The organism is Streptomyces sp. MMBL 11-1, assembly GCF_028622875.1.
GTDB lineage: Bacteria > Actinomycetota > Actinomycetes > Streptomycetales > Streptomycetaceae > Streptomyces.
Genome location: NZ_CP117709.1, coordinates 2,415,892 through 2,429,456, shown reverse-complemented (window position 1 = coordinate 2,429,456; position 13,565 = coordinate 2,415,892). Strand labels below are relative to the sequence as shown.

12 protein-coding genes are annotated in these 13,565 nt (G+C 72.4%); 8 read left to right on the top strand and 4 right to left on the bottom strand.

Annotation, left to right across the window (positions count from 1 at the left end; translation table 11 throughout):
- Positions 1-70: 70 nt before the first annotated feature.
- Both PSQ21_RS10410 and PSQ21_RS10405 read right to left on the bottom strand, forming a co-directional pair.
- Positions 71-388 (bottom strand): heavy-metal-associated domain-containing protein, encoded by a 318-nt coding sequence (locus PSQ21_RS10410; RefSeq protein ID WP_274030173.1) that lies wholly within the window; start codon positions 386-388, stop codon positions 71-73.
- A gap of 148 nt (positions 389-536) precedes the next feature.
- A complete protein-coding gene (locus PSQ21_RS10405) occupies positions 537-1,259 on the bottom strand; it encodes a TetR/AcrR family transcriptional regulator (protein ID WP_274030171.1) in 723 nt (240 codons plus the stop codon).
- Between the two features lie 156 nt (positions 1,260-1,415).
- On the opposite strand from PSQ21_RS10405, the gene PSQ21_RS10400 reads away from it, so the two are divergent.
- Together PSQ21_RS10400 and PSQ21_RS10395 are read left to right on the top strand one after the other, a co-directional pair.
- Complete coding sequence (locus PSQ21_RS10400; RefSeq protein ID WP_274030169.1) at positions 1,416-3,716, top strand: MMPL family transporter; 2,301 nt, start codon at positions 1,416-1,418, stop codon at positions 3,714-3,716.
- 269 nt (positions 3,717-3,985) lie between these two features.
- Positions 3,986-4,738 (top strand): class I SAM-dependent methyltransferase, encoded by a 753-nt coding sequence (locus PSQ21_RS10395; protein ID WP_274030167.1) that lies wholly within the window; start codon positions 3,986-3,988, stop codon positions 4,736-4,738.
- A 43-nt stretch (positions 4,739-4,781) separates the two neighbouring features.
- On the opposite strand, the gene PSQ21_RS10390 is transcribed toward PSQ21_RS10395, so the two are convergent.
- Positions 4,782-4,973: a helix-turn-helix transcriptional regulator gene (locus PSQ21_RS10390; protein ID WP_274030165.1), complete on the bottom strand. Its 192-nt coding sequence runs from the start codon at positions 4,971-4,973 to the stop codon at positions 4,782-4,784.
- Between the two features lie 247 nt (positions 4,974-5,220).
- Here PSQ21_RS10390 and PSQ21_RS10385 point away from each other — a divergent pair, with 247 nt between their 5' ends.
- Entirely contained in the window at positions 5,221-5,745 is a 525-nt protein-coding gene (locus tag PSQ21_RS10385) for a DinB family protein (RefSeq protein WP_274030164.1), read from the top strand.
- Positions 5,746-5,793: 48 nt separating this feature from the next.
- Here the strand turns inward: PSQ21_RS10385 and PSQ21_RS10380 are convergent, their stop codons facing one another.
- The gene (locus PSQ21_RS10380; RefSeq protein WP_274030163.1) at positions 5,794-6,720 is read right to left on the bottom strand and encodes a sugar phosphate isomerase/epimerase family protein; all 927 of its coding nucleotides are present in this window, start codon (positions 6,718-6,720) and stop codon (positions 5,794-5,796) included.
- 133 nt (positions 6,721-6,853) lie between these two features.
- Here PSQ21_RS10380 and iolC point away from each other — a divergent pair, with 133 nt between their 5' ends.
- The 5 genes from iolC to PSQ21_RS10355 all read left to right on the top strand — a co-directional run bounded on the left by iolC (position 6,854) and on the right by PSQ21_RS10355 (position 13,449).
- Positions 6,854-8,086, top strand: a complete 1,233-nt coding sequence (iolC, locus tag PSQ21_RS10375; RefSeq protein ID WP_274030161.1) for a 5-dehydro-2-deoxygluconokinase — start codon at positions 6,854-6,856, stop codon at positions 8,084-8,086.
- The gene (locus PSQ21_RS10370; RefSeq protein ID WP_274030160.1) at positions 8,083-8,994 is read left to right on the top strand and encodes a Cgl0159 family (beta/alpha)8-fold protein; all 912 of its coding nucleotides are present in this window, start codon (positions 8,083-8,085) and stop codon (positions 8,992-8,994) included. The genes iolC and PSQ21_RS10370 overlap by 4 nt, the downstream gene beginning before the upstream one ends.
- Positions 8,991-9,902 (top strand): 5-deoxy-glucuronate isomerase, encoded by a 912-nt coding sequence (iolB, locus tag PSQ21_RS10365; RefSeq protein WP_274030158.1) that lies wholly within the window; start codon positions 8,991-8,993, stop codon positions 9,900-9,902. Before PSQ21_RS10370 ends, iolB begins: the two co-directional genes overlap by 4 nt.
- A complete protein-coding gene (gene iolD, locus PSQ21_RS10360) occupies positions 9,899-11,878 on the top strand; it encodes a 3D-(3,5/4)-trihydroxycyclohexane-1,2-dione acylhydrolase (decyclizing) (protein WP_274030155.1) in 1,980 nt (659 codons plus the stop codon). Before iolB ends, iolD begins: the two co-directional genes overlap by 4 nt.
- Positions 11,879-11,946: 68 nt before the next feature.
- Positions 11,947-13,449: a CoA-acylating methylmalonate-semialdehyde dehydrogenase gene (locus tag PSQ21_RS10355; RefSeq protein WP_274030154.1), complete on the top strand. Its 1,503-nt coding sequence runs from the start codon at positions 11,947-11,949 to the stop codon at positions 13,447-13,449.
- The last annotated feature ends 116 nt before the right edge of the window (positions 13,450-13,565 follow it).

Below are 13,565 nucleotides of genomic sequence, written 5' to 3'. Positions count from 1 at the left end.
CGTACCCCACCAGTATCGACTGGGTGGAGTACGGCCCGATGGTCAGCGGGGTGCTGCCGCGGACCGGCCTTCAGGCGGCCGGGCCGAGGAGCTCGTACCCGGCCTCGTCGACGGCGGCACGGACGGCGTCCTCGGCCAGCGGGGCCTCGGACGTGACGGTGACCAGGCCGGTGGCGGCGACGGCGGCGACCGAGGTCACGCCCGCGATCCCGGAGATCTCCTCCGACACGGAGCCCTCGCAGTGGCCGCAGGTCATGCCCTTGACCTGGTAGACGGTGGTGACCGGGCCGGGCTGCTCGATCTGCACGTCGGCCGCACCGTTGTGGCAGGAACCGGTGGGCGTGCAGCAGGAACCGGTGGCCTGGGGGGTCTCGGTCTCGGCGGTCATGACGTTCTCCTCTTCGCGAACACGTTTCGGCGGCGTGGCGGGGCGCAGGGGGCCGCGGAGGGCTCCCCGGCGTCCCGTCACTCTCATACTATACCCCTAGGGGGTATCGATGCGACTCGGCGGTGCCGCGTGTCGGTCCGGTGGTCGCTTACGGCGTGCGCGGGGCCCGGTGCGGCGCCTCGTCGCCGACCAGGGGGTCCAGGTAGCGGAACATGATCGTCTTCAGCTCCTGGATGTAGGCCGCGCGCTCCTCGCCCTCGTGGGCCATGATCAGGTCCAGGCCGGACTTGAAGAGCATGAAGGTCATGTCGGCGATGCGGTGGACCTGGGCGGCCGGTACGTCCGGGAGGTAGCCGGCGAGCACCGATTCGACCCTGGTCAGCATCGTGGCGTGCAGCGTGTCGTGCTCCTCGGTGATGCGGCCGGGGATCTCCGAGCCGTGCATCAGGACGGAGAAGGCCGGGTTCTCGCAGTTGAAGGCGATCAACGGGTCGAGGATGGCGTCCAGCATGCGGTCGAGCGGCAGCTCGATATGGCTCTGCGCGAAGGCGGCGCCGTAGGTGTCCCGCCAGCGGTTGAGCAGCTGTTCGCCCAGCTCGACGGCGATGGCCTCCTTGTTCGGGAAGAACTGGTAGAGCGTGCCCGGCGACACCCCTGCCTCGCGGGCGATGGCGTTGGTGCTCGACGCGGTGTAGCCGCTGGTGCAGAAGACGCTGGCGGCGGCCTGGAGCAGTTGGGCGATGCGGGCCTCGCCGCGGGCCTGACGGCGGCGCGGACGGTTGGGGCCCGGCGCTCTGTCGGTCGCGTCGGCGGTGGGTCCGCCGTCCGCTCCGCCCGCCGCGGCGCCTTTGGTGGCTTTGGCCTCCGACACGGTCAATCCCCAGCTCTCGTGATGCGGTTGACAAACGCGAGTGGTCGCTCGCATTCTAGTGAAACGCGAGCGACTACTCGTGTTTGCCGGTAAGTGGCAACGATCGACCCATGCTGCCTTGTGCCGCCCGGGTCTCGGTGAAGGGGACACCGCACCATGTCCGAAGTCAACCGTTCCGCCCCGCCGCCGGTCGGCGGCTGGACCCGGTTCGTCACCGCCCGGCCGCGGCTCGCGCTGCTGGCCGCGCTGGTGATCACCGCGCTCGCGGTGTTCGCGGGGAGCGGGGTCGCGGACCGGATGGGCAGCGGCGGCTGGCAGGCCCCCGACGCCGAGTCGACCTACGCGACCGAGGTGCTGGCGCGGGAGTTCCCCGCGTCCCAGCCCAACCTGCTTCTCCTGGTCGACAGTGGTCCCGTGACCGTCGACGACCCGGCGGTGACCGCCGAGGCCGCCCGCCTGGTCGAGCGGCTGAGGGCGGAGCCGGGGATCTCGGGCATCGGGTCCTACTGGGAGACCGCGTCACCCGCCCTTCGCTCCGAGGACGGCCACGAGGCGGTCATCGCCGCCCGGATCCTGGGCGACGAGAAGACCGCGGGCGAGACCCTCGACCGGATAGCGCCCGCCTTCGCCGGGGAGCGGGGGCCGGTGACGGTCTCCCTCGGCGGGCCCGCCGCGGTGCAGCACGAGATGCAGACGATCATCCAGGAGGATCTGCTGCGGGCCGAGCTGATCGCCCTGCCGGTGACGCTCGTCCTGCTGGTCATGGTCTTCGGCAGCGCCGTCGCCGCGATGCTGCCGCTCGGTGTCGGCATCGTCGCCATCCTCGGCACCAACGCGGTCCTGCGGGGGCTGACGGAGTTCACCGACGTCTCGGTCTTCGCCATGAACCTCACCACCGCGCTCGGCCTCGGACTCGCCATCGACTACGCCCTGTTCATCGTCCGCCGCTTCCGCGAGGAGCTGGCAGGCGGCGCGGACCCCCGGGCCGCGGTGGGCACGACCCTGCGGACCGCCGGGCGTACGGTGCTGTTCTCGGCGCTGACCGTGGCGGTGTCCCTGTCGGCCATGCTCGTCTTCCCGCAGTACTTCCTGCGGTCCTTCGCCTACGCGGGGATCGCCGTGGTCCTCCTGGCCGCGGCCGCCGCGCTGATCCTGCTGCCCGCGGCCCTCGTGCTGCTCGGCCACCGGATCAACGCGCTGGACCTGCGCCGGGTGTTCCGCCGGAAGAAGGCGCCCGCCGCCGGCGGTGCCGTCACACCGCCCGGCCGGGGATGGGCGCGGCTGGCCGCGCTGGTGATGCGCAGGGCACCCGTCTTCGCCGTCGTCACCACCGTCGGGCTCCTGCTGCTCGGACTGCCCTTCCTGGGCGTCGAGTTCGGCACGGCGGACGCCCGTCAGCTGCCGGCCTCGGCGCAGTCCCGGGTGGTCCAGGAACACATCCGCGACGGGTTCCCCGGCAGCCCCGGCGGTGGCCTGGAGGTGCTGGCCGAGGGCCAGGGGTCCCCCGCCGAGTACGCGACCCTGAAAAGCCGGATCGAGCAGCTCCCCGGCGTCCTGCGGGTCGACGGCCCGGTCACCGGGGACTCCGTCGCCTACTACAGCGTGCTGCCCGAGGGGGAAGCCGTCGGCGAGGAGACCCAGCAGCTCGTACGGGATCTGAGGGCTGTGCCCGCCGCCCCCTCCCTGGACACCTCGGTGACGGGCGCGGCGGCAGTCCTCGTCGACTCCAAGGGAGCCATAGCCGACCGGCTGCCCTGGGCGGTGGCGATCATCGTGGTGGTCACCCTGCTCCTGGTATTCCTGCTCACCGGCAGTGTGCTCATCCCGCTCCAGGCGGTCGTGCTCAACGCCCTCAGCCTGACCGCGATGTTCGGAGCGGTGGTCTGGGTCTTCCAGGACGGGAATCTCTCCGGGCTGCTCGCCTTCACCAGCACGGGCGACATCGAGACCACGCTGCCCGTCCTGATGTTCTGCGTCGCCTTCGGACTCTCCATGGACTACGGGGTCTTCCTGATATCCCGGATCAAGGAGGAGCACGACCGCACGGGCGACCACGAGCACTCCGTCACCTTCGGGCTCCGGCACACCGGCGGACTGATCACCGCCGCCGCTGTGATCCTCGCGGTCGTGATGGTGGCCATCGGCACCTCCCGGGTCACCAACACCAAGATGCTGGGCCTCGGCATCGCCCTCGCCGTCCTGATGGACGCCATGGTGGTGCGCGGTCTGCTGGTCCCGGCGGTGATGAAGCTGATGGGCCGCTCCACCTGGTGGGCCCCCGCGCCCCTGCGCGCATTCCACCGCAGGTTCGGCCTCAGCGAAGGGGACACCGCCCCGGCCGGCGCCGCCGCTCCGGAGGCTCCGGGCGACCGGGGCGCGCCGGTGGTGGCGGAGCCCAGGGCGGATGCCGCCGCCGGGTCGGATGCGGCGAAGCTCGCCGAACCTGCGGGACGCTGACAGGCGTCCCCGGGGCGCTACCGCCAACCACGCACGAGCTCGTCAGGGCGGGAAAGCCGTTCGGAAACAGCCCTCGGGGAGGCCGGAAACACCCCCGGAGCGGGCCCTGGCGGGCCTGCCGGACACCGAACGGGTGGAAGTCGGGGCATGGCCCCCCGGCCCGCCCCGGAAGGCGTCACAAGCTGACCGGCGGCATCGGCGAAAGGTCGCTGACCTGGGATTTCGTGCTCGTATTGCCTAAAATTACCCCATCGGAAAAGGGGGCCCGGATGGACCGGAACGTGACCACGACGGACGATGTGCTGGCGCTGATGGACGGGCTGTTCGCCCCAGGAGCGGACCGGTGGACGGCGGGCGGGGCGTCCTGGTGGGACGACTTCTACGCGGACCGTTCGAAGCCGGTGCCGTTCTTCGTGGACAAGCCCGACGAGAACCTCGACGCGTATCTCCGACACGGGCTGATCGCCCCGGGCAAAGCGCTCGAACTCGGCTGCGGACCCGGCCGTAACGCCCTGCACCTGGCCTCGCTCGGCTTCGACGTCGACGCGGTCGACCTCTCCCCGGGTGCGCTCGCCTGGGCCCGGGAGCGGGCCGAGGGGGCGGGGGTCCGCGACATCCGGTTCCACCACGGTGACGCGTTCGCCCTGACGGCGCCGGGGGCCGCCCTGGCCGGCCCCTACGACCTGATCTACGACTCCGGCTGCTTCCACCACCTGCCGCCCCACCGGCGTATCAGCTATCTCGCCCTGCTGGAGCGCTGCCTCGCACCAGGCGGCCACTTCGCGCTCACCTGCTTCGCCGCCGGGGAGGGCGGGATGGGTTCGGAGCTGCCGGACGCCGAGCTCTACCGGACGGGCGGTCTGCAGGGCGGACTCGCCTACTCGCCCGAGGCGCTGCGGCAGATCTTCTCCGGCCTGACGGAGATCGAGCTGCGCCGTATGAACGACGAGGGGCCCCAAGCCCCGCTCTTCGGGGAGTCGTTCCTCTGGACGGCCCTCTTCCGGGCGCCCGCCCGGAAATGACGGGCCCGGGCCGTGCGGGCGGGGCTGGTGGTGCGCGGAGGGGTCAGCGGCCCCGGTTGCGGGGGCGGGAGGCGACCCAGGCGCGGACGGTGTCTCCGTACCAGTACGGCTTCCCGTTCTCCACCCGGTCGGGCGGGGGCAGGAGCCCGTGCTTGCGATAGGAGCGGACGGTGTCCGGCTGGACCTGGATGTGCGCGGCGATGTCCTTGTAGGACCAGAGCGTTCCGTCAGTCATCAGTGACACCTCTCAGCGCTTCGCTGCTCCGCTGCGCTCCGGAGCACAGGCGGACGATCACTCAGCCTGTGCTCGGTTGAACGACCCCGGACGGCAGGCGACCTGGGGCTGTCGACCGACTGTGACAGAAATCCCACGTAACCGAGATATGTGTGCCGAAACGGTTACCGCTGTGGCAGAAGGGATGAACCGGGTCCGGTGATGCGGGGCACGGGCGTTGTCCGACCCGGCTGCCACGATGGAGACCATGAGCACTTCCGAACGCCCGATGCCCCCGCTGGTCGCCGACGAACGCACCTCTCTGGAGAGCTGGCTCGACTTCTACCGCGCCACCCTCGCCCAGAAGTGCGCGGACCTGTCCGATGAGGACCTGCGCGAGGCGTCCGCGACACCCTCGCCGATCACCCTGCTCGGACTGCTCCAGCACCTGGCGGAGGTCGAGCGGAACTGGTTCCGCCGCGTGCTCGCGCAGGAGGACGCCCCGCCGCTCTTCGCCCCTCCGGCCGGCGGCGGGGACGGAGCCGAGGGCCGTGACGGCGGCTGGGATCTCGCCGAGGACTCCACCTACGGGCAGGCGCTCGCGCGATGGGAGGGCGAGGTGGCAAGGGCCCGGCAGAACTGCGCGGTCCGGGCGCTCGACGACACCAGCCCGTTCATGGGCGCGCAGGTCACGCTCCGGTGGATCTACACCCACATGATCGGCGAGTACGCCCGGCACTGCGGCCATGCCGACCTGGTCCGCGAACGCGTCGACGGGCGCACGGGAGTCTGACCCCGCGCGGCCGGGAGGGGCCCGGGGCCACGGAGGGACACGGCGCTCTCAGTCCGTGGCGCCGGGCCTTCCGCAGGAGCGGAGGAACTCCCGGGTGCGGCGGGCGATGGGCAACGGCTTGTCCGGCGGACACGGATACATGTCCTGCTCCACGATCGCGAACAGGTCGACGTCCAGGGCCCGTGCCGCGTCCAGGACCGGCTCCAGGGCGGGGACCCCGCCGGGCGGCTCGCACATCACGCCCCTGGCCACCGCCGGGCCGAACGGCACCTCGTCCGCCACCACCGTCGCCAGGACCTCCGGATCGACCTGCTTGAGATGGAGGTAGCCGATGCGTTCCCCGTACGTCTCGATGAGCTTGACGCTGTCGCCGCCGCAGTAGGCGTAGTGCCCGGTGTCCAGGCAGAGCGAGACGAGATCCGGATCGGTGGCGTCGAGGAAGCGGTTGACGTTCTCCTCGGTGTCGATGTGGGTGTCCGCGTGCGGGTGGACGACGATCCGCAGCCCGAACCGCTCCCGGACCTCCCGGCCCAGCCGCTCCGTCTGTGCGGTCAGATCACGCCACTGCGCGGGGGTGAGCACCCGGTCCTCCAGCACCTCGCCCGTCTTGTCGTCGCGCCAGAAGGAGGGGATGACGACCAGGTGTTCGGCGCCCATGGCCCGGGTCAGCCCGGCGATGTCCGCGACATGCGCCCACGTCCGGTCCCAGACCTCCGGACCGTGGTGCAATCCGGTGAACACGGTCCCGGCGGAGACCGTGAGCCCCCGGCCCCGGGTCTCGTCCGCCAGCCGGGACGGGTCGGTGGGCAGATAGCCGTACGGGCCGAGTTCGATCCACGCGTACCCGGCCTCGGCCACCTCGTCGAGGAAGCGCTGCCACGGCACCTGCCGCGGGTCGTCGGGGAACCACACACCCCAGGAGTCGGGGGCCGAGCCGATACGGATGCGGTCCGAGGAGCGGACGGAGGGGGTCATAACGCCCAGCCTCGGGGCCCGTGCGGAAGAGTGTCAAGGGTTCGTCCGAATGTCCGGACAAAATGTTGACAGGGCTCCCGGGAGGGGACTAGACCTGGGACCAGCCGGCCACCGGTGGGTCGAAGGGATGGGCATGCCTGAGCCGTACGACGTGATCACCATGGGGCGGATCGGGGTGGACCTCTACCCGCTGGAGGTCGGGGTACCGCTCGCCCGGGTCGAGACGTTCGGCAAGTTCCTCGGCGGCTCCCCGACGAACGTGGCGGTGGCGGCGGCCCGGCTGGGGCGGCGGACGGCCGTGATCACCCGGACCGGACAGGACGCCTTCGGCGCGTATCTCCACCAGGAACTGGAACGGTTCGGCGTGGACGCCCGTTGGGCGACGGCCGTGGAGGAGTATCCGACCCCGGTCACCTTCTGCGAGATCTTCCCGCCGGACGACTTCCCGCTCTACTTCTACCGGCGGCCCAAGGCCCCCGACCTGGAGATCCACGCGCCGGACCTCGACCTGGACGCGGTGCGCGACGCCCGGATCTTCTGGATGACGGGCACCGGACTCAGCGCCGAGCCGAGCCGCTCCGCGACCCTGGCCGCCCTCGCGGCGCGCGACGCCCGCCAGGCCGGCTCCCGCCCCGCCGGCGCGCCGCGTACGGCGACCGTCTTCGACCTCGACTGGCGGCCCATGTTCTGGGACGGCGGCGACGACAGCACCGAGGCTCCGGCGCGGTACCGCGAGGCGCTGGCCCAGGTCACGGTCGCCGTGGGCAACATCGACGAGTGCGCGATCGCGACCGGCGAACGCGAACCGTACGCCGCCGCCCGGGCCCTGCTCGCGGCCGGGGTGGAGCTCGCGGTCGTCAAACAGGGCCCGAAGGGCGTGCTCGCCGTCCACCGTGACGGCACCACCGCCGACTGCCCGCCCCTGCCGGTGGAGGTGGTCAACGGCCTCGGGGCGGGCGACGCGTTCGGGGGCGCGCTCTGCCACGGACTGCTCGCCGGGTGGCCGCTGGACCGCATCGTGCGGTACGCGAACGCGGCCGGCGCCATCGTCGCCTCCCGGCTCGCCTGCTCGTCGGCGATGCCGTTCCCGGACGAGGTCGATGGGGCCCTGGCCGCCGGAGCCGTCACGGCCGACACCCCTGGGGCGGCCGACCGGGCCGCTCCGGCCGCTGCCGCCCCTCCCGCTGCCGCCGGTCCGCACGCTCCGGGCGACGGAGCCGCTCCCGCCGACCGAGCCGCTCCAGCCGCTCCGGCCGTTCCCGCCGACCGAGGAGCCGTTCCTGCCGCTCCCGCCGCTCCGGCCGATCCAGCCGCTCGCGTCGGCCCCGGCGGTCCGGCGAACCCTGCGGCCGGAGCGGGTTCATGACGCCTCTCGCGCCCTCCCTCTCCGAACTCGTGCGGCTGCGCGCCGAGCGACCCGAAGCCGTCGCCGAGGCCGCCGCGCGACGGAAGCGGCGACGGCTGATCCGGCACCCCGGAGACCGGTTGATGGTCATCGCGGCGGACCACCCCGCGCGCGGCGCGCTCGCCGTGGGGGACCGGACCCTCGCCATGGCCAACCGTTTCGAGCTGCTGGAACGGCTCTGCCTCGCCCTCTCCCGCCCCGGGGTCGACGGAGTGCTCGCCTCCGCCGACGTCCTGGACGACCTCCTCCTGCTGGGCGCGCTGGAGGACAAGGTCGTGATGGGCTCGATGAACCGCGGCGGGCTGGCCGGCGCCGCGTTCGAGCTCGACGACCGGTTCACCGGCTACCGCCCGGACGACCTGGTCCGCCACGGGTTCGACGCGGGGAAGCTGCTGCTGCGCATCGACCACGACGACCCCGGTTCGCTGGAGACCCTGCACACCGCCGCCCGGACCGTCGACGCGATGGCGGCACACCGGCTGCCCGTCTTCGTCGAACCGTTCCTCTGCCGACGCGTCGACGGCCGCCTCCGCAACGATCTTGGCGCCGCCGCCGTGGCGACCTCCATCGCCATCGCGTCGGGCCTCGCCGGTACGTCCGCGTACACCTGGCTGAAGGTCCCCGTCACCGACGACCCCGACGCCATGGCCCGGGCGATGGAGGCCTCCACCCTGCCCGCCGTCCTGCTCGGCGGCGAGGTCGGCGACGACCAGGACGCCGCGTACGGGAAATGGCGGGACGCGCTGCGGCTGCCCACCGTGCGGGGGCTGGTCGTGGGGCGCTCGTTGCTCTACCCGGTCGACGGGGACGTGACGTGTGCCGTCGACACCGCCGTATCGCTGCTCGGGACGGGTAGGGAAGGGCCATGACGACGCATCACCCGCCGGAGCGGGACCACCCGAACCACCTGCCGGCCGGCAGCGCCGCGCGCGGGGCGTACGCCGTTGACATCGATCCCGAGCGGGCCGGCTGGGACCGTTCGGCACTGCGGGTGCTGGAGCTGGCACCGGGCGGTGTTCACACGCTCGACACCGGCGGCAGTGAATGGATCGTCCTGCCGTTGGCCGGTGCCTGTACGGTGCGTACGGCAGGCGAGACCTTTGAACTGCTGGGCCGGGAGAGCGTGTTCAGCGGGGTCTCCGACTTCGCCTACGTTCCGCGCGACTCCCACGCACAGATCGCCTCCGGCGCAGGTGGCCGCTTCGCCCTGGCAGGAGCGAAGTGCGAGCGACGACTCCCCGCTCGCTACGGCCCCGCGCCGGAGGTACCCGTCGAGCTGCGCGGCTCCGGGACCTGCTCGCGCCAGGTGAACAATTTCGCCGCCGCCGACACCTTCGACTGCGACCGGCTGATCGCCGTCGAGGTGCTCACCCCCGGCGGCAACTGGTCCTCGTACCCGCCCCACAAGCACGACGAGCACGTGCCGGGCGAGGAGTGCGAACTGGAGGAGATCTACTACTTCGAGGTGGCGGACGGCGGGATCGGCTACCACCGGGTCTCCCCCTCGCGCGACGGCGGTACGGACGTCCTCGCCGAAGTGCGCGGCGGCGACACCGTGCTCATCCCCGACGGCTGGCACGGTCCGTCCATCGCCCCGCCCGGCCGGACGCTGTACTACCTGAACGTGATGGCCGGGCCGGGGGAGGAGCGCGCCTGGCTGATCCGCGACCATCCCGACCACCGATGGATCCGCGACACCTGGCGGGAGGAGCCGATCGACGCCAGACTCCCGCTGTACACGGCGCATCCGGCGCCCGGCCCGGAGGTAACGCCTTGAGCCCGACGAGTCCCGCCGGCCCCACCAGTCCCGCGGCCCCCCACGGTCCGACCCGCCGGCTGACCACCGCTCAGGCCCTGGTCGCCTTCCTGGCCCGGCAGTACACCGAGCGCGACGGCCGCCGTCAGCGGCTCATCAGCGCCACCTGGGGCATCTTCGGACACGGCAACGTCGCCGGCATCGGCCAGGCACTCGTCGAGGCGGGCGGCGGCAGCGGCGGGAACGGGTCCGCGCACCGCATGCCCTACCTCCAGGGCCGCAACGAACAGGCCATGGTGCACGCGGCCGTCGGGTACGCCCGCCAGTCGGGGCGGCTCTCCGCGCACGCGGTGACCACGTCCATCGGCCCGGGGGCCACCAACCTCGTCACCGGGGCGGCCCTCGCGACGATCAACCGCCTGCCCGTCCTCCTCCTGCCCGGCGACACCTTCGCGACCCGGCCCGCCGACCCCGTACTGCAACAGCTCGAAGTGCCGTACGCGGGTGATGTCTCGGTCAACGACTGCCTGCGCCCGGTCTCGCGCTACTTCGACCGGATCACCCGGCCGGAGGCGCTGATTCCGGCGGCCCTCCAGGCGATGCGGGTCCTCGCCGACCCCGCCGAGACCGGGGCCGTCACGCTCGCGTTGCCGCAGGACGTGCAGGCGGAGGCGTACGACTGGCCGCAGGAGTTCTTCGCCGAGCGCGACTGGCACGTCCGCCGGCCCGGCCCCGACGCCCACGAACTGGAAGCCGCGGTACGCGCGGTGCGTTCCGCCCGCCGCCCCCTGATCGTCGCCGGTGGCGGGGTCCGGCACAGCGCCGCCGAGGAGACGCTCGCCGCGTTCACCGCCGCGACCCGCATCCCGGTCGCCTCCACCCAGGCGGGCAAGGGCGCGCTCCGCCACGACCACCCGGCCGACGTCGGCGGCATCGGCCACACCGGCACCGCCACCGCCGACGAACTGGCCCGCACCGCCGACCTGGTGATCGGTATCGGCACCCGCTTCTCCGACTTCACCACCGCCTCCGGCACGCTCTTCGCCGATCCCGCCGTCCGCTTCCTCCACCTCAACATCAGCGGCTTCGACGCCCACAAACTGGCCGCCCTTCCGCTGGTCGCGGACGCCCGCGCGGGGCTTGAGGCGCTCACGGCGGCGCTCGCCGGACGCGGCTACCGGGTCGACCCGGCGTACGAGACGGAGTACACCGGCGCGAAGGAAGCGTGGGAGGCACGGGTCGAGGCATCCTTCGCCACCCCCGACCCCACCGGGCGCCCCACCCAGACCCAGGTCCTCGGCCTGCTGGACGCCCTGGTCACCGAGGACGACATCCTCATCAACGCAGCCGGCTCCCTCCCCGGCGACCTCCACAAGCTCTGGCGCACCCGCTCCCGCGACCAGTACCACGTCGAGTACGGCTACTCCTGCATGGGCTACGAGATCCCGGCCGCGATCGGCGTCCTGCTCGCCGACGGAGCCCGGCCCGGCCCGGACCGGCCGCGCCGCCCCGTCTGGGCGCTCGTCGGCGACGGCACGTACTTGATGAACCCCACCGAGATCGTCACCGCCGTCCAGGAGAACCTGCCGCTGAAGCTGCTGATCCTCCAGAACCACGGGTACGCCTCCATCGGCGGCCTCTCCGAGTCGGTCGGCGCCGAACGCTTCGGCACCGCCTACCGCCACCGGGACGCCGACGGCGGCTTCACCGGCCCGCCGCTCCCCGTCGACCTGGCGGCCAACGCGGCCTCCCTCGGCATGCGCGTCCTGCGCGCCACCACCGTCGACGACCTGCGCGAAGCGCTCTTCGAGGCCCGGGACGCGGAGGGCCCCACTTGTGTCTACGTCGAGACCGAAACGCCCGACACAGTGTCGGGCCCCCCTCCGGCACAGGCGTGGTGGGATGTTCCGGTAGCCGAGACCGCGAGCCGACCGGCGGCGGTCAAGGCCCGGGAGGAGTACGACCGGCAGGTCGCCGCCCGACGCCGCCATCTGTGAAGCCCGCCTGAACCCGCTCGAAGCCACGTGCACCCGCCCGAGCGGCCGGAAGCCTGAAGGAGTACGTCATGACGAAGACCGTCAACCACTGGATCGGCGGCAAGACCGTGGAGGGCACGTCGGGCCAGTACGGTCCCGTCACGGACCCGGCCACCGGCGCCGTCACCACGCAGGTCGCGCTCGCCTCCGTGGAGGAGGTCGACGCGGCCGTGGCGGCGGCGAAGGCCGCGTACGCGACGTGGGGCACCTCCTCGCTCGCCCAGCGCACCACCGTCCTCTTCCGTTACCGCGCGCTGCTCGACGCCCACCGCGACGACATCGCCGCGCTGATCACCGCCGAGCACGGCAAGGTGCACTCCGACGCGCTCGGCGAGGTCGCCCGGGGTCTGGAGATCGTCGAGCTGGCGTGCGGGATCACCACCCAGCTCAAGGGCGAGCTGTCCACCCAGGTGTCCAACCGGGTCGACGTCTCCTCGATCCGCCAGTCCCTGGGCGTCGTCGCGGGCATCACGCCGTTCAACTTCCCGGCCATGGTGCCGATGTGGATGTTCCCGCTGGCCATCGCCTGCGGCAACACGTTCGTGCTGAAGCCCAGCGAGAAGGACCCCTCGGCCGCCAACCTGCTGGCCGAGCTGGCCTCCGAGGCCGGTCTTCCGGACGGTGTCCTCAACGTCCTGCACGGCGACAAGGTCGCCGTCGACGGCCTGCTCAACCACCCCGACGTGGCCGCCGTCTCTTTCGTCGGCTCCACCCCCATCGCCCGCCACATCCACGCCACCGCCTCCGCCAACGGCAAGCGCGTCCAGGCCCTCGGCGGCGCGAAGAACCACATGCTCGTCCTCCCGGACGCCGACCTGGACGCTGCCGCCGACGCGGCGGTCTCCGCGGCGTACGGCTCCGCAGGTGAGCGCTGCATGGCGATCTCCGCGGTCGTCGCGGTCGGCGCGATCGGCGACGAACTGGTCGCCAAGATCCGCGAGCGTGCCGAGAAGATCACGATCGGCCCCGGCAACGACCCCGCCTCCGAGATGGGCCCCCTGATCACCGCCGCCCACCGCGACAAGGTCGCCTCCTACGTCACGGGCGCCGCCGCCCAGGGCGCGGAGGTCGTCCTGGACGGCACGGGCCACACGGTCGAGGGCTTCGAGGACGGCCACTGGATCGGCCTCTCCCTCCTGGACAAGGTCTCCACCGACTCCGACGCGTACCGGGACGAGATCTTCGGCCCGGTGCTGTGCGTCCTCCGCGTCGACACGTACGAGGACGGCGTCGCCCTCATGAACGCCTCGCCGTTCGGCAACGGCACCGCGATCTTCACCCGCGACGGAGGCGCGGCACGCCGCTTCCAGCTGGAGGTCGAGGCCGGCATGGTCGGCGTCAACGTCCCGATCCCGGTCCCCGTGGGCTACCACTCCTTCGGCGGCTGGAAGGACTCGCTCTTCGGCGACCACCACATCTACGGCAACGACGGCGTGCACTTCTACACGCGCGGCAAGGTCGTCACCACCCGCTGGCCCGACCCGGCCGACGCCCCCGCCGGCGTCGACCTCGGCTTCCCGCGCAACCACTGAGGGCCGCCCCCGCCGTTCTCACCGGTCCCCGCCCGCACCCCGGTGCCGGCGGGGACCGGTGCGTCCGACGCCTGTGAGCCCGAGACGCCCCACCGGCCGTGATGGCTCCGACGGCA

What these genes read in the sequence shown, in the direction of transcription:
- PSQ21_RS10385 (WP_274030164.1), top strand. Translation starts at nt 5,221, where the DNA reads ATGAGCACTTCCGAACGCCCGATGCCCCCGCTGGTCGCCGACGAACGC.
- PSQ21_RS10370 (WP_274030160.1), top strand. Translation starts at nt 8,083, where the DNA reads ATGACGCCTCTCGCGCCCTCCCTCTCCGAACTCGTGCGGCTGCGCGCC.
- PSQ21_RS10410 (WP_274030173.1), bottom strand. Translation starts at nt 388, where the DNA reads ATGACCGCCGAGACCGAGACCCCCCAGGCCACCGGTTCCTGCTGCACG.
- iolB (WP_274030158.1), top strand. Translation starts at nt 8,991, where the DNA reads ATGACGACGCATCACCCGCCGGAGCGGGACCACCCGAACCACCTGCCG.
- PSQ21_RS10380 (WP_274030163.1), bottom strand. Translation starts at nt 6,720, where the DNA reads ATGACCCCCTCCGTCCGCTCCTCGGACCGCATCCGTATCGGCTCGGCC.
- PSQ21_RS10395 (WP_274030167.1), top strand. Translation starts at nt 3,986, where the DNA reads ATGGACCGGAACGTGACCACGACGGACGATGTGCTGGCGCTGATGGAC.
- PSQ21_RS10390 (WP_274030165.1), bottom strand. Translation starts at nt 4,973, where the DNA reads ATGACTGACGGAACGCTCTGGTCCTACAAGGACATCGCCGCGCACATC.
- PSQ21_RS10355 (WP_274030154.1), top strand. Translation starts at nt 11,947, where the DNA reads ATGACGAAGACCGTCAACCACTGGATCGGCGGCAAGACCGTGGAGGGC.
- iolC (WP_274030161.1), top strand. Translation starts at nt 6,854, where the DNA reads ATGCCTGAGCCGTACGACGTGATCACCATGGGGCGGATCGGGGTGGAC.
- PSQ21_RS10400 (WP_274030169.1), top strand. Translation starts at nt 1,416, where the DNA reads ATGTCCGAAGTCAACCGTTCCGCCCCGCCGCCGGTCGGCGGCTGGACC.